At 69.4% G+C, this 18,209-nt stretch carries 24 protein-coding genes and 1 pseudogene; 16 read left to right on the top strand and 9 right to left on the bottom strand.

Annotated features, from left to right (window positions below):
- The 3 genes from mftC to mftA are packed head-to-tail and all read right to left on the bottom strand — an operon-like array spanning position 1 to position 1,680.
- Positions 1-1,269, bottom strand: a complete 1,269-nt coding sequence (mftC, locus tag ABD716_RS09195) for a mycofactocin radical SAM maturase (RefSeq protein ID WP_344776077.1) — start codon at positions 1,267-1,269, stop codon at positions 1-3.
- Complete coding sequence (mftB, locus tag ABD716_RS09190; RefSeq protein WP_344776074.1) at positions 1,266-1,586, bottom strand: mycofactocin biosynthesis chaperone MftB; 321 nt, start codon at positions 1,584-1,586, stop codon at positions 1,266-1,268. Before mftB ends, mftC begins: the two co-directional genes overlap by 4 nt.
- On the bottom strand, positions 1,576-1,680 hold the full coding sequence (gene mftA, locus ABD716_RS09185; protein WP_344776072.1) for a mycofactocin precursor MftA: 105 nt from the start codon (positions 1,678-1,680) through the stop codon (positions 1,576-1,578). Before mftA ends, mftB begins: the two co-directional genes overlap by 11 nt.
- A 114-nt stretch (positions 1,681-1,794) precedes the next feature.
- Here mftA and mftR point away from each other — a divergent pair, with 114 nt between their 5' ends.
- Positions 1,795-2,385 carry a mycofactocin system transcriptional regulator gene (mftR, locus tag ABD716_RS09180; protein ID WP_344776070.1) on the top strand — a complete coding sequence of 197 codons (591 nt, stop codon included), beginning with the start codon at positions 1,795-1,797 and terminating at the stop codon, positions 2,383-2,385.
- Positions 2,382-3,929 (top strand): GMC family oxidoreductase N-terminal domain-containing protein, encoded by a 1,548-nt coding sequence (locus ABD716_RS09175; protein ID WP_344776068.1) that lies wholly within the window; start codon positions 2,382-2,384, stop codon positions 3,927-3,929. The genes mftR and ABD716_RS09175 overlap by 4 nt, the downstream gene beginning before the upstream one ends.
- A gap of 7 nt (positions 3,930-3,936) precedes the next feature.
- Here ABD716_RS09175 and ABD716_RS09170 read toward each other — a convergent pair whose 3' ends face one another.
- Together ABD716_RS09170 and ABD716_RS09165 are read right to left on the bottom strand one after the other, a co-directional pair.
- Positions 3,937-4,575 (bottom strand): FMN-dependent NADH-azoreductase, encoded by a 639-nt coding sequence (locus ABD716_RS09170; RefSeq protein WP_344776066.1) that lies wholly within the window; start codon positions 4,573-4,575, stop codon positions 3,937-3,939.
- 190 nt (positions 4,576-4,765) lie between these two features.
- The gene (locus tag ABD716_RS09165) at positions 4,766-4,978 is read right to left on the bottom strand and encodes a hypothetical protein (protein WP_344776064.1); all 213 of its coding nucleotides are present in this window, start codon (positions 4,976-4,978) and stop codon (positions 4,766-4,768) included.
- 18 nt (positions 4,979-4,996) lie between these two features.
- Here ABD716_RS09165 and ABD716_RS09160 point away from each other — a divergent pair, with 18 nt between their 5' ends.
- Positions 4,997-5,953: an SDR family oxidoreductase gene (locus ABD716_RS09160; RefSeq protein ID WP_344776061.1), complete on the top strand. Its 957-nt coding sequence runs from the start codon at positions 4,997-4,999 to the stop codon at positions 5,951-5,953.
- Here ABD716_RS09160 and ABD716_RS09155 read toward each other — a convergent pair.
- Positions 5,950-6,186 (bottom strand): hypothetical protein, encoded by a 237-nt coding sequence (locus tag ABD716_RS09155; RefSeq protein ID WP_344776059.1) that lies wholly within the window; start codon positions 6,184-6,186, stop codon positions 5,950-5,952. The genes ABD716_RS09160 and ABD716_RS09155 overlap by 4 nt on opposite strands.
- A gap of 582 nt (positions 6,187-6,768) precedes the next feature.
- Between ABD716_RS09155 and ABD716_RS09150 the strand changes: the two genes are divergently transcribed.
- The 3 genes and pseudogenes from ABD716_RS09150 to ABD716_RS16380 all read left to right on the top strand — a co-directional run.
- The gene (locus ABD716_RS09150) at positions 6,769-7,056 is read left to right on the top strand and encodes a hypothetical protein (RefSeq protein ID WP_344776057.1); all 288 of its coding nucleotides are present in this window, start codon (positions 6,769-6,771) and stop codon (positions 7,054-7,056) included.
- Between the two features lie 43 nt (positions 7,057-7,099).
- Positions 7,100-7,405 carry a hypothetical protein gene (locus ABD716_RS09145; RefSeq protein ID WP_344776055.1) on the top strand — a complete coding sequence of 102 codons (306 nt, stop codon included), beginning with the start codon at positions 7,100-7,102 and terminating at the stop codon, positions 7,403-7,405.
- 93 nt (positions 7,406-7,498) lie between these two features.
- Positions 7,499-7,768 (top strand): annotated as a pseudogene (locus ABD716_RS16380) (HAD hydrolase-like protein); the annotation flags it as partial.
- 46 nt (positions 7,769-7,814) lie between these two features.
- Here ABD716_RS16380 and ABD716_RS09140 read toward each other — a convergent pair.
- The gene (locus tag ABD716_RS09140) at positions 7,815-8,552 is read right to left on the bottom strand and encodes an SDR family oxidoreductase (RefSeq protein ID WP_344776053.1); all 738 of its coding nucleotides are present in this window, start codon (positions 8,550-8,552) and stop codon (positions 7,815-7,817) included.
- A gap of 58 nt (positions 8,553-8,610) precedes the next feature.
- Here ABD716_RS09140 and ABD716_RS09135 point away from each other — a divergent pair, with 58 nt between their 5' ends.
- From ABD716_RS09135 to ABD716_RS09105, 7 genes are all read left to right on the top strand, one after another.
- Positions 8,611-9,048, top strand: coding sequence for a MarR family winged helix-turn-helix transcriptional regulator (locus ABD716_RS09135; protein ID WP_344776051.1), 438 nt, complete (start codon positions 8,611-8,613; stop codon positions 9,046-9,048).
- Entirely contained in the window at positions 9,045-10,166 is a 1,122-nt protein-coding gene (locus ABD716_RS09130) for a glycoside hydrolase family 113 protein (RefSeq protein WP_344776049.1), read from the top strand. Before ABD716_RS09135 ends, ABD716_RS09130 begins: the two co-directional genes overlap by 4 nt.
- 184 nt (positions 10,167-10,350) lie before the next feature.
- A complete protein-coding gene (locus ABD716_RS09125) occupies positions 10,351-10,608 on the top strand; it encodes a type II toxin-antitoxin system Phd/YefM family antitoxin (protein WP_344776047.1) in 258 nt (85 codons plus the stop codon).
- Between the two features lies 1 nt (position 10,609).
- A complete protein-coding gene (locus ABD716_RS09120) occupies positions 10,610-10,867 on the top strand; it encodes a Txe/YoeB family addiction module toxin (RefSeq protein WP_344776045.1) in 258 nt (85 codons plus the stop codon).
- A gap of 171 nt (positions 10,868-11,038) precedes the next feature.
- Positions 11,039-11,740 carry a VOC family protein gene (locus tag ABD716_RS09115; RefSeq protein ID WP_344776043.1) on the top strand — a complete coding sequence of 234 codons (702 nt, stop codon included), beginning with the start codon at positions 11,039-11,041 and terminating at the stop codon, positions 11,738-11,740.
- 731 nt (positions 11,741-12,471) lie between these two features.
- Complete coding sequence (locus tag ABD716_RS09110) at positions 12,472-12,825, top strand: hypothetical protein (protein ID WP_344776042.1); 354 nt, start codon at positions 12,472-12,474, stop codon at positions 12,823-12,825.
- 142 nt (positions 12,826-12,967) lie between these two features.
- Positions 12,968-13,477 carry a hypothetical protein gene (locus ABD716_RS09105; RefSeq protein WP_344776040.1) on the top strand — a complete coding sequence of 170 codons (510 nt, stop codon included), beginning with the start codon at positions 12,968-12,970 and terminating at the stop codon, positions 13,475-13,477.
- A gap of 41 nt (positions 13,478-13,518) precedes the next feature.
- Here the strand turns inward: ABD716_RS09105 and ABD716_RS09100 are convergent, their stop codons facing one another.
- Positions 13,519-14,316: an SDR family NAD(P)-dependent oxidoreductase gene (locus ABD716_RS09100; protein WP_344776038.1), complete on the bottom strand. Its 798-nt coding sequence runs from the start codon at positions 14,314-14,316 to the stop codon at positions 13,519-13,521.
- A 117-nt stretch (positions 14,317-14,433) separates the two neighbouring features.
- Between ABD716_RS09100 and ABD716_RS09095 the strand changes: the two genes are divergently transcribed.
- Positions 14,434-14,952, top strand: a complete 519-nt coding sequence (locus tag ABD716_RS09095) for a MarR family winged helix-turn-helix transcriptional regulator (protein ID WP_344776036.1) — start codon at positions 14,434-14,436, stop codon at positions 14,950-14,952.
- Between the two features lie 55 nt (positions 14,953-15,007).
- On the opposite strand, the gene ABD716_RS09090 is transcribed toward ABD716_RS09095, so the two are convergent.
- Positions 15,008-15,310, bottom strand: a complete 303-nt coding sequence (locus tag ABD716_RS09090; RefSeq protein WP_344776034.1) for an antibiotic biosynthesis monooxygenase family protein — start codon at positions 15,308-15,310, stop codon at positions 15,008-15,010.
- Between the two features lie 215 nt (positions 15,311-15,525).
- Here ABD716_RS09090 and ABD716_RS09085 point away from each other — a divergent pair, with 215 nt between their 5' ends.
- Together ABD716_RS09085 and ABD716_RS09080 are read left to right on the top strand one after the other, a co-directional pair.
- Positions 15,526-16,770, top strand: coding sequence for an O-acetylhomoserine aminocarboxypropyltransferase/cysteine synthase family protein (locus tag ABD716_RS09085; protein ID WP_344776032.1), 1,245 nt, complete (start codon positions 15,526-15,528; stop codon positions 16,768-16,770).
- 23 nt (positions 16,771-16,793) lie between these two features.
- Positions 16,794-18,116: an LLM class flavin-dependent oxidoreductase gene (locus ABD716_RS09080; protein ID WP_344776030.1), complete on the top strand. Its 1,323-nt coding sequence runs from the start codon at positions 16,794-16,796 to the stop codon at positions 18,114-18,116.
- Positions 18,117-18,209: the final 93 nt, after the last annotated feature.

Raw genomic sequence — 18,209 nt, 5'->3', positions numbered from 1 at the left:
CTACTGCGGGTTCTGCGGCGCGAGCCCGGCCAGAGGGTCGGCCTCGCAGGCGTTGACGGGCGGGCGCCCCAGGTCCTCGCGGCGCTTCAGGGTGAGGCGCACCGGCCCGAGGCCCTCGCGGGGCCGGGGCGGCGTGGTGCGGTGCGAGTGGTCGGCCGACGGCTTCGGGGCGAGCCCCTCCTTCGCCTTGGCATTCTTCAGCAGCTCTTCGCCGTAGCCCTGCACGCACTCGGGGTCTGGCCCGTCGAGCGGCAGCCCGGTGAAGAACTTCGCGGCCATGCATCCGCCTTTGCACGTGTCGAAGAACTGGCACGACGTGCACGCGCCGCCCGACTGCGGCTGGCGCAGACGCAGGAACAGCTCGGACTCGCGCCACACCTTCTGGAAGCCGCCCGGCATGCGGACGTTGCCGGCGAGGAACTCGTCATGGATCGCGAACGGGCAGGCGTACACGTCGCCGATCGGGTCGATCAGGCACACGACCCGGCCCGCGCCGCACAGGTTGAGCCCGGGAAGCGCCTCGCCGTAGGCCGAGAGGTGGAAGAACGAGTCGCCCGTGAGCACGCCGTCGCCGTGGGCGACGAGCCAGTCGTAGAGCTGCTTCCGCTGCTCGGGCCGCGGGTGCAGCTCGTCCCAGGTGTCGGCACCCCGGCCGGAGGGCCGCAGCCGGGTGAGGCGCAGCTGCGCGCCGTAGCGGTCGGCGATCGCCTTGAACTCGTCGAGCTGCGGGATGTTGTACCGGGTGCACACGACCGAGAGCTTGAAGTTCTTCATGCCCGCGGCCTGCAGGTTCGCCATGGCGGTGATCGCCGTCTCGTACGAGCCGGGCCCGCGCACATAGTCGTTGACCTCGGCCGTCGCGCCGTCGAGCGAGATCTGGATGTCGAGGTAGTCGTTCGCGGCCAGCTGCCGCGCCCGCTCTGGGGTGAGCTTCACGCCGTTCGTCGAGAACTTCACCCCGACGTGGTGGCTCGTCGCGTAGTCCACGATGTCCCAGAAGTCGCTGCGCACCGTCGGCTCGCCGCCGCCGATGTTGACATAGAAGACCTGCATGCGCTCGAGCTCGTCGATGACCGCGAAGCACTCCTCGGTCGTGAGCTCGCGCGGGTCGCGCCGCCCCGAGCTCGACAGGCAGTGCACGCACGAGAGGTTGCATGCGTAGGTGAGCTCCCACGTGAGGCAGATCGGCGAGTCGAGGCCGTACTCGAACAGGTCGACGAGGCGCTGCGGCTTCGCCGGAGCCTCGGCCCTGACATCCGTCATCGTCATGCCGCCACCTCGCTGCTGTCCTGCTCGCTGCTGTCCTGCTCGACCAGCATCTGCGCCACGCGCAGCGTCTCGAGCGCGCGACGGAACGTCGGGAGCTCGGCGTCTGTGACGCCCGCGTCATGGCAGGCGGCGCGTGCGGACGGCTGCTCGTCGAGGCTGCGCACGACCGCGAGCAGGCGCGGGTCCTTGAGGAACGACAGCTTCCGCGTGCCGAAGTGGTACAGCAGTGCGCCGAACGGCTCGGGGCGCACGGAGACCTGCGGGTGCAGGCGCCAGGCGCGGCTCAGGTCGAGGGGCGGGCGCGATTCAGTAGACACCGCACATGCCGTCGATCGAGACCTCTTCGACGAGAACGTCGGATTCGATGATGGCGTCGTCGGTGTTATCGGCGGCTACGGGCTTCTCAGTCATATCGATGCTGCTCCTGAGTTCGATCTTCGTTGATCGTGGGGATTCCTCCGCGATGGAGCACACGTTACGTGGCACTCGGTGCCACCGCAAGAGCTGTGGAGCAAGATGGTCACCATGACAGGGCAGACGGGCGCGCACGCGACGCGGCGCGCGACCACCGTCGCGCAGCTCAGCCACATCGGGCTGCAGCTGTTCATCGAGAACGGCTTCGACGAGACCACCGTCGACGAGATCGCGGCCGCCGCGGGCATCGGCCGGCGCACGTTCTTCCGCTATTTCGCCTCGAAGAACGATCTGCCGTGGGGCGACTTCGACGAGCTCGTCGAGCGGATGCGCGCCGACCTCGCCGCCGTGCCGGATTCCGAGCCGCTCTATGCGACGCTGACCCGGGCTGTGCTCGACTTCAACACCTATCCGGCATCCGAGCTCCAGTACCACCGCGAGCGAATGCAGCTGCTGATGACCGTCCCGTCGCTCGTCGCCCATTCGACGCTGCGCTACGAGTCGTGGCGCGAGGTGATCGCCGAGTTCGCCGCGCGCCGACTGGGGGAGCCCGTCGGCAGCCTGCGGCCACGCATGATCGGCTGGGTCTATCTCGCCGCATCCCTCGGTGCCTACGAGCAATGGCTGCACGACCCGGGAAGCGAGCTGCTCGAGGTTCTGAGGTCGGCTCTCGACATCCTGTCGGAGCGGCTGACCGCGTGACGGATGCCTCGGCCGAGCCCGCCGTCGACGTGATCGTCGTCGGTGGAGGCTCGGCGGGCTCGGTCCTCGCGGCGCGCCTCTCGGAGGACGACGGCCGCCGGGTGCTGCTGCTCGAGGCCGGCCCCGTGCCCCGCCGCGCCGACGCGTTCCCCGCCGAGGTGCTCGACGCCGGGCGCGTCGCCGGGGCGCGCGCCGGCCTTCCGGTCAACTGGCGGATTCCGGGCGAGCTCACCCCCGGGCGGCCGTTCGTGAGCACCCGCGGGCGCATCCTCGGCGGGTCGTCGGCGACGAACGGCGGGTACTTCATCCGCCCGCGGCTCGCCGACTTCGCGGAGTGGGCGCGGGCGGGCGGGGACGCCTGGTCGTACGAGGGAGCGCTGCCGCTGCTCGTCGGCCTCGAGCGCGACCTCGACTTCGGCGCGCTGGCCGAGCACGGCGACGCGGGCCCGATCACGGTCGCGCGCGACCCGCTCGAGCATCCGGCCGCCCGAGCGTTCGCCGCGGCGAGCGCCGAGCTCGGCTTTCCCGCGGACCCGGACAAGAACGCGCAGGGCCGCCCCGGCTTCGGGCCCGTGCCGAGCAATGCCGTCGGCGGGGTACGCCAGAACGCAGGGCTCGTCTTCGTGCTGCCGGCGCTCGCGCGAGCGAATCTGACGGTGCGCGGCGACACGCTGGTCACCCGGGTGCTGCTCGAACACGGTCGCGCGGTCGGTGTCGTCGCGCGTCCCGCGAACGGGAGCGGGAGCGGCGGCGAGCGCGTCATCCGCGCCGGCCAGGTCGTGCTGGCGGCGGGGGCGATCCGCTCGCCGCAGCTGCTGCTGCTCTCGGGCATCGGGCCGCGCGACGAGCTCGCCGCCCACGGGCTGCCCGTCGCCGTGCACGCGCCGGGGGTCGGAACCGCGCTCTCGGATCACCCGCAGCTCCTCATGGGCTGGCGACCGCGTGAGGCGGTGCCCGCGCCCTCCGGTCGCTGGATGGGCGGCGTCCTGCACGCGGGCCCGGCTGGTGGCGAGCTCGAGGTGCTGCAGTCGCTGCGGCCGATGAGCGAGGTGACGGGGTCCGCCACGAGCGACGACGTGCTGCCGCTGCTCGTGTCGGTGACGACGCCGGCGCGCACGGGGCGCCTCAGGTTGCGCTCGGCCGACCCCGGCGATTCGCCGCTGCTCGACTATCGCTACCTCGGCAGCGCCGACGATCGGGCGCGCTGGCGTGACGCGACGCGCCTGGTGGCCGGCGTGCTGGATGCCGCGGCGATCCGCGCCGACGCGCGGGCGACGACCGCCCCCGAGGCATCCGCTCTCGCCGACGACGACGCGCTCGACGCCTGGGTGATCGCGCGCCTCGGCACCGCGATGCACAGCGCCGGTACCGCCTCATTCGCGGGGCCGTCACCGGTTGTCGACCCGGGCGGCCGCGTGCTCGCCGTACCGGGGCTGCGCGTCGGCGACGCGTCGATCCTGCCCGCAGCGCCGCGCCGGGGCACGGCTGTGGCGGCGTTGCTCGCGGGCGAGATCGTGGCCGCCGCGATGCGCTCGGACGGCTGAGAGGCGGTCAGAGCGCGGCGGCGAGCCGGGCGAGCTCGCGCTGCGCCGCGGCATACTCGGCGTCGAACGCCGCACGCTCGCCGGCCATCGCGGGCACGCTCAGCGCGAGGGTGCGACTCACGGCGACCGTCTCGACGCGCATGCCGAGCGCGCTCTCGAGGATGATCCGCAGCGGCGGCACCGTGTGGTCCCAGTTCTCGGTCGCGGAGCCCTGGTCGTAGATCGCCCCACGCGTCGTGACGATGACGGCCGTCTTCCCGCGCAGCGGCTGACTGTCGACGTCGAAGGGGGCGGTCAGCCCCGGAACGTGGATGTGGTCGACCCACGCCTTGAGCGTCGACGGCAGCGAGTAGTTGTACATCGGCGCCCCGACGACGAGTGCGTCCGCGCCGAGCAGCTCGTCGATCAGCGCGCTCTGGCGCGTCTCTGCCTCGGGGAACGCCGGCGCTCCGGCAGGCCGCAGCCGCGGCGGCCAGTGCAGCGAGGCGTGCGGCAGATGCGGCAGCGCTTCAGCGTGCAGGTCGCGGCTGACGACGGTGTGGTCGGCGCCGCGCTCGCGCCACCGGGTGGCGAACTCCGCGGTCAGCCGGCGCGAGACCGAGGCGTCCCCCGCGGAAGACGAGTCGAGCTGCAAGAGAACCGGCATGTGTCCCGCCCTTCGTCGTGTGGGTTCACGTTACGCCCGAGAGGATGCCGCTCGGCGACCGGGCCGGTCGGGTCTGCGCCCCCGGTCGCGCACTTGTGCGTCCGCGCCCGACAGCTGCGCCCACCCGCGCGGGCGCAGCTGTCGGTGCCGGGCGCAAAACCCGGCGGGGGATCCCGGCAGGGGACCCCTGCTAGCTCGCGATCGCCGGGGCCGGGGCCACGGCCGCCTCGCCGCGCGCCTCGCCCGGCTGCGCCGCGTGCGCGACCGCGAAGACCTGCTGCAGCGTCGCGTCGAGATCCTGCGCGAGGCACTCGGCGGCGATGATGTGGTCGGGGCGCACGATCACGGCGCCGACGGGGCGGGCGTCGAACCAGTCCTTGAGCACGCCGCCGTCGCCGATCACGACGACGGACGCGTCGGTGTGCAGCAGCTGCTGCGCGCGTCGATCGCGGGGTCGTCTGCTCCGGCATCCGAGCGCGGGCACGTCAAAGACACGTTCTGGATCATCGGTCTGATCCTCGCGCTCGAGAAGCGCCTGTCCGACAACGAGGCGCGCAAGAAGTACCTCGAGATCCGCGGGCAGATGCTCGACACGGCGCTCGCGCAGGTCGGCGGGCAGTTCCCGCCCGAGGCGCTCGCGGCCGACCCCGAGCTGTCGACCCTCGCCGTCGACCTTCTGACCGAGCACTACGCGAAGCTCGGTGCCGCGTGCGCGACCGAGCTCGCCTCGGCCGGGTACCGCATCGCGGCGATGTCGCCCTCTGGCCGGGGCGCGGCGCTCGCCCGCGAGCTCGGCGGCGTGGGCCTCGACGGCTCGAACCGCTCGGTGGACGATCTGCAGGCCGTCGTCGACCTCGCCGTTACCGAGTACGGCCGCGTCGACACGGTCGTGAACTGCTCGGGGCATGCCGCGAAGGGCAAGATCCTCGAGCTCACCGACCAGGACTGGCAGGACGGCCTCGAGCTCTACCTGCTGAACGTCGTGCGCATGGCGCGCATCGTCACGCCGCACCTGCTCGAGGCCGGCGGCGGCTCGATCGTCAACATCTCGACCAGCTCGCCGTTCGAGCCGAACCCGAACTACCCGGTCTCCGCGACGATCCGCGCGGGTCTCGCGTCGTTCACGAAGCTTTACGCCGACGAGCACGGCCCGCGGGGCATCCGCGTCGACGGGGGCAGCTCGCGCGCGGTGCAGCGCGGGCGTTGTAGCGCGGGCGGCGCTCACCTGTGCCGTTGCAGTCGAGGTGCCTGTGCGGGCATCTTCAGCGGGCGGGGCAAACGGGCATTGGTACAGACCGCGGCCATGCGGCGGCCGCTTTCCGCGCGACTCCGCGTGATGGGGGACGGGCTATCGCGCTGCATACGACCGAGCTCCTAAGGTCGGGCGTACGCCCCACTACGGTGGACCCGGTCGTACGCTCCGACGACCAGGTACCCGACTCCGAGCAAGGACCACACGATGCCGAGCACGATCCGCAGCGTCGTCAGACCCTCCGCGATCGCCAGCGCAAGCCAGACCGCGCCCAGGCACGTCATCAAGACGCCTCTCCACAGCCGGGGCCGCCCGAACATTGCTCGAATGAGCGGCTGGCGGTCGTCGTCTTCGCTCACGGTAGAAATGTAGTCCCAAGGCCGCTCGACGCTGAAGCCCGATGATCGATCAAACGCGGACATCAGAATCGACCTACTGCCGACGAGTCGCCCAAAGCGATGCGCGCAGACCGATCGCTCCACGGGCAGGTCAGGGCCCTTGTATGGCAGTGTCGAGTGAGAGTCGACTCTTGTGCAGAATTCCGTCGAGGTCATGGGGCCGCTGAGGTGGGTTTTCACCGCCGTGCTGTTGGCGCTCGCGATCATCAATTGGGCGGCGGGTCACGGTTACATTGGGCTGAACTCGACAATCGGCATCCGGATTCCGCCGCTTCAGCGCAGCAAATCCGCCTGGAGGGCGGGGCACGCAGCAGGCGTGGTTCCGGCAGCGGTGGCTTTCACCGTCTTCCTGATCTGCAGCATCGTCGGCCTCTTTGCGAGCGTCGTGGTCTGGGGAGTGGTCGGTTGCCTTCGTGGGTGGGCTGGTCTGGTCAATCACGGTTGCGGTTCGCGCCGCCAACGCTGCGTAGCTCCGCAGTTGCGTGGAAACCCATCGACTATCCGGCGACGCAAATTTGTGGTTCTCGGCCTAGTCTCATCGCCATGGGGTTGCAGCACGAGGTCATCACAATCATGGTGATCGCGTTCGGGGTTCTCTTCCTCGTTGCCTTCTTCGCCATGCCGTGGATCGTCCAGGGCGAGCGTCGGCGCCAGCGGAAGAAGGCACAGTCCGGAACAGTGGGCGTGTTCGACGAAGTCTTCCATCCCGAAGCAAAGAACGCTCGCGTCATGTGGGAGGCGCAGACCGAGCTACCCGCGCCTGCACCGACGCCGGGAGACAAGCCCGACCTCGACGGCGGGCACATCACCATTCGGCTTCCCCAGCAATAAGCCACCCTGCTTCTTGCCTCTGCGTCTAGCTAGCATCGTGGGGGTGGCAGGGACGATCGTTGTGACAATGAAGGGCTACTGGCTCAGCGCCGGATGGTTCCGGCTGACGGCCCGCCCGTTCGTCCGGATCGACGGAGCCGAGCAACGGGTCCGGTGGGGCGTCCCACACTCGACCGATGTCGAAGCCGGCACGCACACCGTCGCGGGTGGCATCCGATACCCCGGCTTCTCTTCCCTCATGGGAACCCGTGACATCACCGTCAACGTCGCCGCTGGTCAGACCGTTTCCCTCATTGCCCGAAACGGGCTCTTCAACAGCGAACCGTTCTATCTGTCGGCCGCACGCTGATCGATCGGCTATCGGGCGCGCAGTCTCGCGTCCGAACCGCATCGTCTGGCGGCGTGCGCTGCGGGAGCGAACGCGTTGTCTTCTGGGACTTCGATGGCAGGCTCGCGGCGCGAGATCTGCTCTCCTCGCGGGGTACCGGAACGTGATCCTCAGCAGTCACGCACTCGAACTACCGCAACTCGTTGCGGATCTGGGGCTTTCTCCCTGGATCGGCAGGACCATCACGAGCCAGCGGTCGGCGCGGAGCAGGCGAACCCATGCATCTTCGAATACGCGCTTGAGGCGGCAGGTGCGGGTGATGACGTGTGGATGATTAGTGACAATCCCGTTGCCGACATCGGTGGAGCTGAGGTAATCGGTCGAAGTTCGGCTTTACGCGTCTGCGTCGTGATCGCTCGGGAGACCCTGGTCACCAGACCAGTCTCGTGTCGTCTTCGTAGACGGTGCCGGTGGGTCCGTCGGCGTCGAGGGTGGCGAGGCGGATGGCGACGGCGGCGCCTTCGTCGGGGGTGCGGGTGCCACGGAAGCCGTTGAAGTCGGTGGCGACGTGGCCGGGAGCGGCGCCGTTGATCTTGAGTGCGGTGTCGGTGAAGGCGCGGGCGTAGTGGACGGTGATCGCGTTCAGGGCGGTCTTGGAGCTGGAGTACACCATGGAGGGCTGCCCGGCCCAGGCGCCCTCTTCGCCGAGGGAGCCGCGCTTGCTGGTGACGTTGACCACGCGAGGCGCGTCAGCCTTCATCAGCAGGGGCAGGAAGGCGTTCATCATGCGCACGACGGCGAAGACGTTGACCTCGTAGACGCGGCGCATGTCCTCGGGCGTCTCCTCGGTCGGGGTGGGCAGGTGGTCCATCGGGCGGAAGGTGAGGGTGTTCGCGCCGGCGTTGTTGACTAGCACGTCGAGTCGGCCGAACTCGTTCTCGACGAGCTCGGCGAGTGCGTCGACCTGGTGCTGGTCGGTCACGTCGAGCAGGACCGGGCGCACGTCGCCGTCCAGGGTCTCGGCCGCGGCGTGGCCGGCGGCGAGGTCGCGGGCGCCGAGGAGCACGGTGAAGCCCTTGGCAGCGAGCCCGCGGGCGATGGCGAAGCCGATGCCCTTGTTCGCCCCGGTGACGAGTGCGACCGGGCGAGCTGTGTCTTGTGTTGTCATGACAACATGATCGCCCTAAAATGTTGTCATGTCAACACGGGTGACCTAGGCTCGGGGTGTGAAGGGTCTTTCGGATGAGGAGGCGCGCATCTGGCATGCCTGGAAGCGCGCGAGCGACACGGTCAGGGCGCGGGTGGCCGAGGAGATCGGCGCCGCGACGGGGCTGTCCGATCCGGACTTCGGCATCTTGACGCGTTTGGAGGATCTCGGCGACGGAACGCTGAGGCAGAGCGAGCTGGCCGCCTCGATGGGGTGGCACCGCAGCCGCCTGTCCCATCAGCTCACCCGTATGGAGGAGCGTGGGCTGGTTCTGCGCGACGCGGCCGCCGGCCCCGGGGTGACGGTCTCCCTCACTCCCGCGGGATCCGCTGCCGTCGCCGCGGCGCGCCCCGTCCACGCCGAAGCGGTGCGACGCCACCTCGTCTCGCGCATCCCGTCCGCTGAGCTGGCCCGCCTCACGGAGGTGCTGGAGCGGCTCGGAGACGCCAGCACATGATCCGCGACAGCGAGGCGCCCGCGGAGGCACCGGGGAGCTTCTCCCTGCGTCGGGGTGCGGGCCGGTGGACGTTCGTCGGGCCGGGAGGTCATGCCTTCGTCAGTCTCGGCGTCAACCATGCGGACGAGACGAACCTGCTGTACCCGCACAACATCGGTCTCTGGCAGGAGCGGTACGGCAGCACGGCCGCATGGATCCGGAACGGCCTGGAAGCCGACCTGCAGGAGTGGGGCTTCACCACCATCGGCGCCACCGAGGAGGCGGTGTCCGGGCGGCAGCTCGCCGCCGGCGGTGGCCTCGTCGACATCGCGCATACGCACGGCTGGCCCGTCACCGACTACGCGAGCGCGAGCCTGCCGTACTGCGTGCCGCTGCGCCCCTTGGAGATCGAGGCGTGGAACGCGTTCCCGGCGTACCGTGACCCGAGGGACCCCGGCTTCGCCGAGTACTGCGACTACCTCGCCCGCCGCTACGTCGCACCCCACGCCGGACGGCCAAACCTGCTGTGCTACCTCCTCACCGACGCCCCGCGCTGGACCGGCCACCCCGCCGGTGCGGGATTCCCCGGAGCGGACGATCCCAGCGTCCTCTTCGAGATCGCCGACGCTTATCACCGGACGATCACCGCGGCCATCCGCCGCCACGACCCGGACCACCTCATCCTCGGAGACCGCTACGGGCTGACCGCGGGAATGCCCGGAGCAGTGCTCGAAGCCGCGAAGCCGCACGTGGACGCGTGGGCCGTGCAGGTGTTCACCGGAGCCAGCGACGGACGGCTGAGCCGGAGCCTCGATACCCTCGACGCGCTCCACGAGCACACAGGCAAGCCGATCCTCATCGCTGACACCGGCAACTGGTGCGCCACCCCGACCAGCCCGCACCGCGCCTCCGACATCCCCGACCAGGCCGGCCGCGCCCGTCGCTACATCACCGCACTGTCTGCATACGCATCCCGGCCCTGGTTCCTGGGCTGGCACTGGTGCGGCTACATTGAAAACACCGCCCGCGGCGTCGGCATGAAAGACCCCTACGACCAGCCATACCGCGACTTCGTCGAACCAGTCGCCGAAGCCAACCCTGACATCGCCGCCACCCTCGGACACGAGAACTCGCTGTGACGGGCCCGTACCGGTGTTCTGCCCGCCGGCCTCGCAGCCTTGCCACTGGCAAAGATGGTCGGGCGTGCGGCCCACCCACGCGCCGGTGAAGAACGCGCGGCACGCTGACCGATCCGCTATCGAGGCATTCCAACATCGGTTTCGCGACGGCAGGACGTACACTTTTCTGTACGGGAGGTTCGTCATGAAGACCATGAGCTACACCGAGTCGCGAGCAAAATACGCCGAAGTACTCGATTCGGTCGTCGACGACCGCGAAGAAGTCATCATCACCCGCGCGGGCCACGAACCCGTCGTCATCGTCTCGCTCGAGGACTATGAGTCGCTGCGGGAGACGGCGTATCTCATGCGCTCGCCCGCCAACGCGCGCCGGCTCCTCGACGCGATGGAGCGCCTGGAATCGGGGCGCGGCCAGGCACACGAGCTGATCGAGACCGACTGACGTGCAACTCGTCTGGGACGAGAACGCCTGGGACGACTACCTGTGGTGGCAGGCACAGGACCGCAAGGTGCTGAAGCGGATCAACGCCCTGCTCGTCGACATCCAGCGCAACGGCAACGATGGCATCGGCAAGCCCGAGGCGCTCAAGCACGACTTCGCGGGATATTGGTCCCGGCGCATCACCGACGAACACCGCCTGGTCTACAAACTCGTCGGGGATGAGGTCCGCATCGCCTCCTGCAGATACCACTACGGGTAGCGCGCCGTCTCCCGCCGGCAACTTCCGTCAGCGCGCCCGCTGGGCGACTCCGTCATGACGCGTCGCTGGGAGCGACAAGCTCGACTTTGAACCGCTCGCCGTTCTCAAGAAATGCGGCGTAGTGGTCGGGGCCGCCAGCCCAAGGATGGCGGTCGGCATACAGTTGCGACCGTGCTGGGTCTGGCGCGGACCATCTCGGATGGTCAGACGGTCGCCTACTTTCAGGACCTGCTGATGGAGCCCCGCTCTCAACGACACGGTACCGGAGAAGCCTTGCTCGACGAAGTGCTCTATCGCACGCGCGACATCCGGCAATTCGTACTCCTGACGGGCGCCGAACCGACGCAGAGCGCGTTCTACGAGTCGCGTCGACTTGTCGAAACGCGCGACGTCCGCCCAACGCTGATCGATCAGCTCGCGCGCTGCTGCCACGATGGTTTCGTGGATGCCGACCTCGAACCCGCCCTGGTGCCCGAGCTGCTCGTCGCTGACCTGTCTCGGAGCCTCTCATTCTGGGTGGGGCTCTGCGGGTTCTCGGTTCGTTACTCACGACCTGAGGAAGGCTTCGCGTACATCGCTCGCGGCACCGCGCACGTGATGCTCGAGCAGATCGGCGTCGGGCGCAACTGGGTCACCGGCGCTCTGGAATCTCCGCTCGGACGCGGCATCAACTTCCAAGTCAGCGTCCCGGACTGTTCGCATATCGCCGAAGCTCTGCGCGCAGCGGGTGTGGAACTCTTCATGGAGCCCGAGACGAAGTGGTACCGCGTCGATGACCACGCAGCCGGCGTCCAGCAGTTCCTCGTCACAGACCCAGACGGCTATCTCCTCCGCTTCCAGTCCTCGGTCGGCCGCCGCAACATCGCTCGCTGAACCACCGCTCAGCGAGCCGCGGTCAGCCCCAAGGTGCCGCACGAGGAAGTTGACGCTTCGGCCGATGATGTCGTCGGCCTGCACAGCGGTCCATGCGCCTGTGCAGCCAGCCATCAAAGGTGCCGATGCTCACGTTCGGGCCGGCCGCTTCGACAAGCGGTTCGCGCTTCTCCGTCGTCGGCATTGCACCCTTCTAAGCCGCGCACGAGCTCGGCCAGACCCCAGATCGTCAGTACCATCGGCGAGAGGTCATCGGATGGTCATGAGGTTCTCGGCACGGCCGGCACGGAGTACGACGTCCACGGGGGAAGCCCATGAGCGCCGCGCACTGATCCCGATCCTCTTCGGCATCACACTCGTGCTGGCCGGATGCTCTCAGCCGACCGCCGCGCAGTCTCCCCGGAACCCGCCCTCCACAAGCGTGGGGCAGCCCACTGGCAACTCCTCGGTGCCGGCGACGCCGCTGACAGTGTCAGGCGGGCCTCTGCCGATGAGCGTCGGTGCGCCTCCCTCGGACGAGGCGACGGTCCCCTGGACTCTTGAGAAGGTCGATCGCGCCGCGAACCGGATCTACCTGGTTGCCAGCAAACAGGGCTGCGTGACACCGTCGCGGGTCGCCATCACTGACACAAGCACCCAAGTCGTGATCGCCGTGACCGGGCGCAAAGCAGACTCACCGTGCACCGGCGATGCGCGCACGCTCTTCGGGTACATAACGCCACCGACCGCGATTGGCGATCGCCGAGTCGTCCACGGCTGAGCGTCGCCCATTCGGGGTGGGCCAGCCGTTCACCGGTGGCGCGCTGACCGATCCGCTTGCGGGCGTCGCTGCGAGCCTCAAGCATGCATGCGTGGGATCCAATGACGAGTACACGCCCGAAGACCGCGTCCTGACGATCGGTGTTCTGGCGAGATTGGCCGGGTGGTTTCTCACCCCGGAGGCAGGCGGCGACGAGGCGATGATGGATCGCTACCGCCGCGATCTCGGCCGGCTCGTGGGTCATGTGCCGACCAACGAGGAATGCCATCGGCGTCTCGAAGATCAGATCGTGCGTCTGCGTCACTCGATCGGAGAGCGCTGGTAAGAAGCCCAGGCGAAGGCGTGACCGTACGCAGAGCACCATTCGGCCCGGCCTCGCCAGGATTCGGACGCGGAGTACGGCAGCGGCGGGGTCTTCCCTCGCGGCGTAGCGATCTGCCACAGTGAGCGCAAGAGATCGGAGTCCGATGACCGCCACGCTCGAGACGCCCGCCACGACGACGCGAACGCCGCTTCCGGGCGCACGGATGCTGCGGCGGACCGTCTGGCTCATCGTGGTCGCCGCAGTGAGCGCCTTCGGCTACGGCAGCCTGGTGCTCGCGAGCAAGGGCGGCGGGGTCGGCCCCGAGGTGTTCGTGGACGGCAACGGCAACCACGTCGACGCCAACGGCAACCCGACCGATGCCACCCAGACCTCGGTGAACGTCGTCATGCACGCGAGCCCGGTGATCTACGTCCTGATCGCGGCGATCGCGCTGGGGGCGATCGCCGTCGTCCTGCGCCGGGCACCCGATGAAGCATCCGTCGTTCGCATCCTGACGCGCGCCATGTTCGTCGCGCCGGCCGTCGCGCTCATCGCGGTCATCGTGGCCTACGCGTGGTTCCGGGCGATCCCGATCGACTACTGGGTGCAGCCTGGCTGGCACGTCGCACCGTTCCCGTTCGGGTCTGTCGAGGTGACGCAGTCGACCTCGTGACCACGAGACGCCCGTGGCTCTGCGCGCCCGTCGCGCGGCGATCACAGGGTCGTGGTCAGGACACCGCCGTCGGCGCGCAAAGCGGCTCCGTTGGTGGCTGACGAGCGCGCGCTGGCGAGGTAGGCGACGAGGTCCGCGATCTCGGCGGGGTCGATGAAGCGCTCGAGCAGGGTCGTCTGGTTCTGGCCGATGATGACCGCCTTCATTGCGTCGACCGAGAGGCCTTGTGACCCGGCGATCTCTTCGACGGTCGACGCGACGCCGTCGGAGTAGGTCGGGCCGCCGAGCACGCTGTTGACGGTGACGCCCGTGCCCCTGGTGAGTTTCGCCAGACCGTTGCCGAGCGCGATCGTCGCAGCCTTGGTGGTGCCGTAGTGGATCATGTCGGCCGGCACGTTCACCCCTGACTCACTGGAGATGAAGACGACACGACCCCAGTCGCGCTGAAGCATGCCGGGCAGCAGTGCCCGTGCGAGGCGCACCCCGCTCATGACGTTCACCTCGAAGTAGCGCCGCCAGTCCGCGTCGTCGATGTCGGCGAACGCTGCGAGCCCGAACTGGCCGGCGTTGTTGATGAGGATGTCGATGTCGAAGGCCCGCACCTCGTCGAGCAGGCGGGCGACGTCTTCGGGCTTCGCGAGATCCGCCGCCAGCCCTGATGGGCGCGCGCCGGGGTACTCGGCCCGCAGCCTCTTGAGCGCCGCGTCGACGCCGGCCTGCGTCCTGCCGTTGATGAGGACCTGGGCGCCTTCGGCGGCGAGCGCGGATGCGATCGCGTAACCGATCCCGCGGGTCGAGCCACTGATGAAAGCCGTCCGCCCCGACAGTCCCAGGTCCATTCCTCATCCAGATCCCGGCGCTGCGAACGCCGAAGTTGACTTGCGCAGGAAAGTAAAACTAGGCGAATTCAGTTTCCTGAGCAAGTGAAAACCGGTTCTGTGGGGTAGCGTGCATGCATGCCCGAATCACAGCGGAGCGCGCAGAAGGAGCTGACGAGGCTGGAGATCTGGTCCTCCATCGCGACGTTGCTCGAGCGTCTCCCGGCTGCGCTCGACGCTCAACTGCAACGCGACAGCGGGATCACCCACTTCGAGTACGGCGTCCTCTACGCCCTCGACACGGCGCCGCAGCGAACCCTGCGCTTGAGCACTCTTGCCGGGTACGCCAGCTGCACCCTGTCCCGCCTGTCACGTGCGATCTCGCGCCTCGAGGGCCGCGGCTGGGTGAAGCGCACCATCGACCCGAGCGACGGCCGCTTCACGCTCGCGGCCCTCACCGATGACGGGCATGCGAAGGTCGCCCAGGCGACCCCCGGCCACGAGGCACTCGTCGACCGTCTCGTGTTCCAGGCACTCACGCCCACCCAGGCGCGACAGCTGGGCATCGCGAGCCGGCGGATCTCCGCAGCCATCGCGCCGGAGCCGAGCTGGGCCCCCAACGCCGAAGTCCAAAACCGGTCGTTGTCGGCACGCTGATCTGACCTTCGTCAGCGCTCGCCCGCGACCCGCCTGCGGCGGTGCGGCGCGACGGCTACAGCTCGACGACCTCGAACTCGAGCAGGCTCGCGCCGGTGGCCACGGGGCGCGGGCCGGACTCGGCGCCGCCATGATGCGCCGCCGCCGCACCGTTCTCGCGCCAGGCCTGGAAGGATGCCTCGTCGGCCCACGTGGTGACGACGAAGTAGCGGGTCTCGCCCGAGACGGGTCGCAGCAGCTGGAATCCTTCGAAGCCGGGGGCCGAGTCGACGGCGTGCTTGCGCGCGGCGAAGCGCGACTCGAGCTCGGGGCCGGCGTTCTCGGGCACCTCGATGGCATTGATCTTCACGACAGACATGAGGCCATCCTCGCGGCGGAAGCTGTGGGCCGGGTCTCCATTCGGCTGCGCCGAGTCGACCCGCATAGCGGTCTCCATTCGGCTGCGCCGAGTCGACCCGCGGGCGCACGCTGGTCGACTCGCCGCCTGCGGCGAATGGAGACCGAGTCGCGTGCGCGTAACCGCAGGTCACACAGCGGGCCGCTTCCGGCCGGCGGGGCCAAGATCGAGGCACCATGGGAAACACCGAGTGGGGCTTTTCGACCGAGCAGGTGCACGCCGGCATCCGACCAGACGGCGGCCACGGCGCGCGCATCACGCCGGTCTACCTGAGCAACGGCTTCCTGTTCGACGACTTCGAGCAGGCGCGCGAGCGGTTCGCGGGCGAGACCGAGGGCTACTACTACACGCGCTACGGCAACCCCACGATCGCGGCCGTCGAGCGCAAGCTCGCGGGCCTCGAGCACGGCGCCGACGCCCTCGCGGTCGCAAGCGGCCAAGCCGCCCTGACGATCGCGTTCCTCACGCTGCTGCAGCAGGGCGACCACGTCGTCTCGGCCCGCTCGATCTACGAGGGCACCCGCGGCCTGCTGCGCGAGGACTTCGCGCGCTTCGGCATCACCGCCACCTTCGTGAAGGACCCGAACGACGCCGATTCGCTGCGCGACGCATTCCGGCCGAACACCAGGGCCGTCTTCATCGAGTCGATCCCGAACCCCCGCAACGACGTCCCCGATCTCGAGCTCGTCTCGGCCATCGCGCACGAGCACGGGGTGCCCGTCATCGTCGACAACACGCTCGGCACGCCGTTCCACGTGCGCCCGATCGAGCACGGGGCCGACCTCGTCGTGCACTCCACGAGCAAGTTCCTCTCGGGCCACGGCTCGGCGATCGGGGGAGCGATCGTGGACTCGGAAAGCGAGTATCTCAAGGATGCCCGCGCCGACGGCCACACCGTCACGAACGAGACGTTCACGCAGAAGGCCCGCAGCCTCGCCGGCCGCTTCGGCCCGACGCTCTCGCCGTTCAACGCCTTCCTGCTGCAGCACGGCATCGAGACGCTCTCACTGCGCATGCGGCAGCAGTCGGGGAACGCGCTCGAGATCGCACGGTGGCTCGAGGCGAGCCCGGCGGTGGCATCCGTCGACTACAGCGGGCTGGAATCGAACGCGCATCACGCGAACGCCGAGCGCTACTTGCGCGGCGGCTACGGCGCCGTCTTCGCCTTCACCCTGAAGGGCGGCCTGCCGGCCGCGCAGGCGCTCATCAACCAGGTGACGCTGTGGAGCCGCATGACGCACCTCGGCGACGTGCGCTCGCTGATCCTGCACCCCGCGTCGACGACGCACATCCATCTCACGGCCGACGAGCTCGCCGAGATCGGCATCGGGCCCGGCACGATCCGGGTTTCCGTGGGCATCGAGGATGCCGCGGACCTGATCGCCGACCTCGAGCAGGCGCTCGCGGCCCCCGCGGCGTAGGCCCGCGAGGTAGGAAGGACACCATGACGCGACTGCAGCACTTCGGCTGGTTCTTCTCGCGCGGCTTCGGGCCGCAGGCGTGGGGGCGCGCGGACTACCACTGGGGCTACGACTGGTTCCGGCCAGAGCTCTATGTGCACGCCGTGCAGCAGCTCGAGCAGGCCGGCCTCGACCTCGTGATCCTCGAGGACGCGCTCTCGATCGGGAATCCCTCGACCATCGACCTGCGCACCCGCCAGGCCTACGGCGGCCCCAAGCACGACCCGCTGCTGCTCGTGCCGTACCTGCTCAACGCGACCAGGCACCTCGGCTTCACCCCGACCATCAACCCGGTCGCGACGCCGCCCTATCTGGCGGCCCGTCAGGCGGCGACGCTGCACCACCTGAGCGGCGGGCGGTACGGCATGAACGTGGTGACGGATGTCGCGTCGAGCCGCCACTTCGGCGCCCGGCCGCTGCCGCACGACCGCGCCTACGATCGCGCCACCGAGTGGCTCGCCGTCGTGAAGAAGCTCTGGCACTCGTGGGGCGAGGGCGCATTCGTGAACGACACCGAGAGCTGGCACTTCGCCGACGGCGCGAAGATCGACGCGTTCCGGCACACGGGGGAGTACTACGACGTGACGGGGCCGCTCAACGCGATCCCCTTCGACGACGGCGACCCGGTCGTCGTCTCGCCCGGCGGCAGCCCGAGGGGCATCGCCTTCGCCGGCGCGAACTCCGAAGTGCAGCTCGCGCTCGCGCCGCTCGACGTGTCGTCGGTGGCGGGCTACCGCCAGCGCGTGATCGACGCCGCGAGGGATGCCGGGCGCTCGGCCGCGTCGATCAAGACGCTCTTCGTCTTCAAGCCAGAGATCGTCGCCAGCAAGGAAGAGGTCGACCGGGTCGTCGCCGCGAGCGAGAACCCGAGCGACGCCGAGCTGCACGCCATCCTGCTCGGGCAGTCGAGCGACCTCGAGACCGACCTGACCGGCCTCGACTGGGACAAGCCGATCGACCCCGACGCGATCTTCGGCGACCACGTCTCGCGCGGCTCGATCAAGGGCCTGCTCGCGGGGGCGTCGTCGTTCGAAGAGCACACCCTGCGCGAGCTGCTGCGGCGGCACGCCCGCAAGGGCCGCGCCGCAGACCGCGCCGGCTGGGTCGGCACCGCCCAGGACATCGCCGACTACATCGAGGAGTTCGGCGAGGTCGCCGACAACGACGGCTTCATCTTCTCGGGCGACCTGCACCCGACGACCGTGCACCGCTTCCTCGACCAGCTGGTGCCCGAGCTGCGCGGTCGCGGCCTGCTGCGCACCGAGTACGGCGACGGCAACCTGCGCGCGAACCTGACGGAGTTCTGAGCGGGCCGGGGCAGTCCCCGCGCGCCGCCGCGCCCGGCCGCCCACCCCGCGCGCCCTCACTGCGGGTTCCTGGGCTTCCTTAACGGATTCTTC

It is taken from the genome of Gryllotalpicola kribbensis (assembly GCF_039538245.1).
GTDB classification, from domain to species: domain Bacteria; phylum Actinomycetota; class Actinomycetes; order Actinomycetales; family Microbacteriaceae; genus Gryllotalpicola; species Gryllotalpicola kribbensis.
Note: the sequence above shows the minus strand (reverse complement) of the source record. Positions and strands in the feature narration are given on the sequence as shown.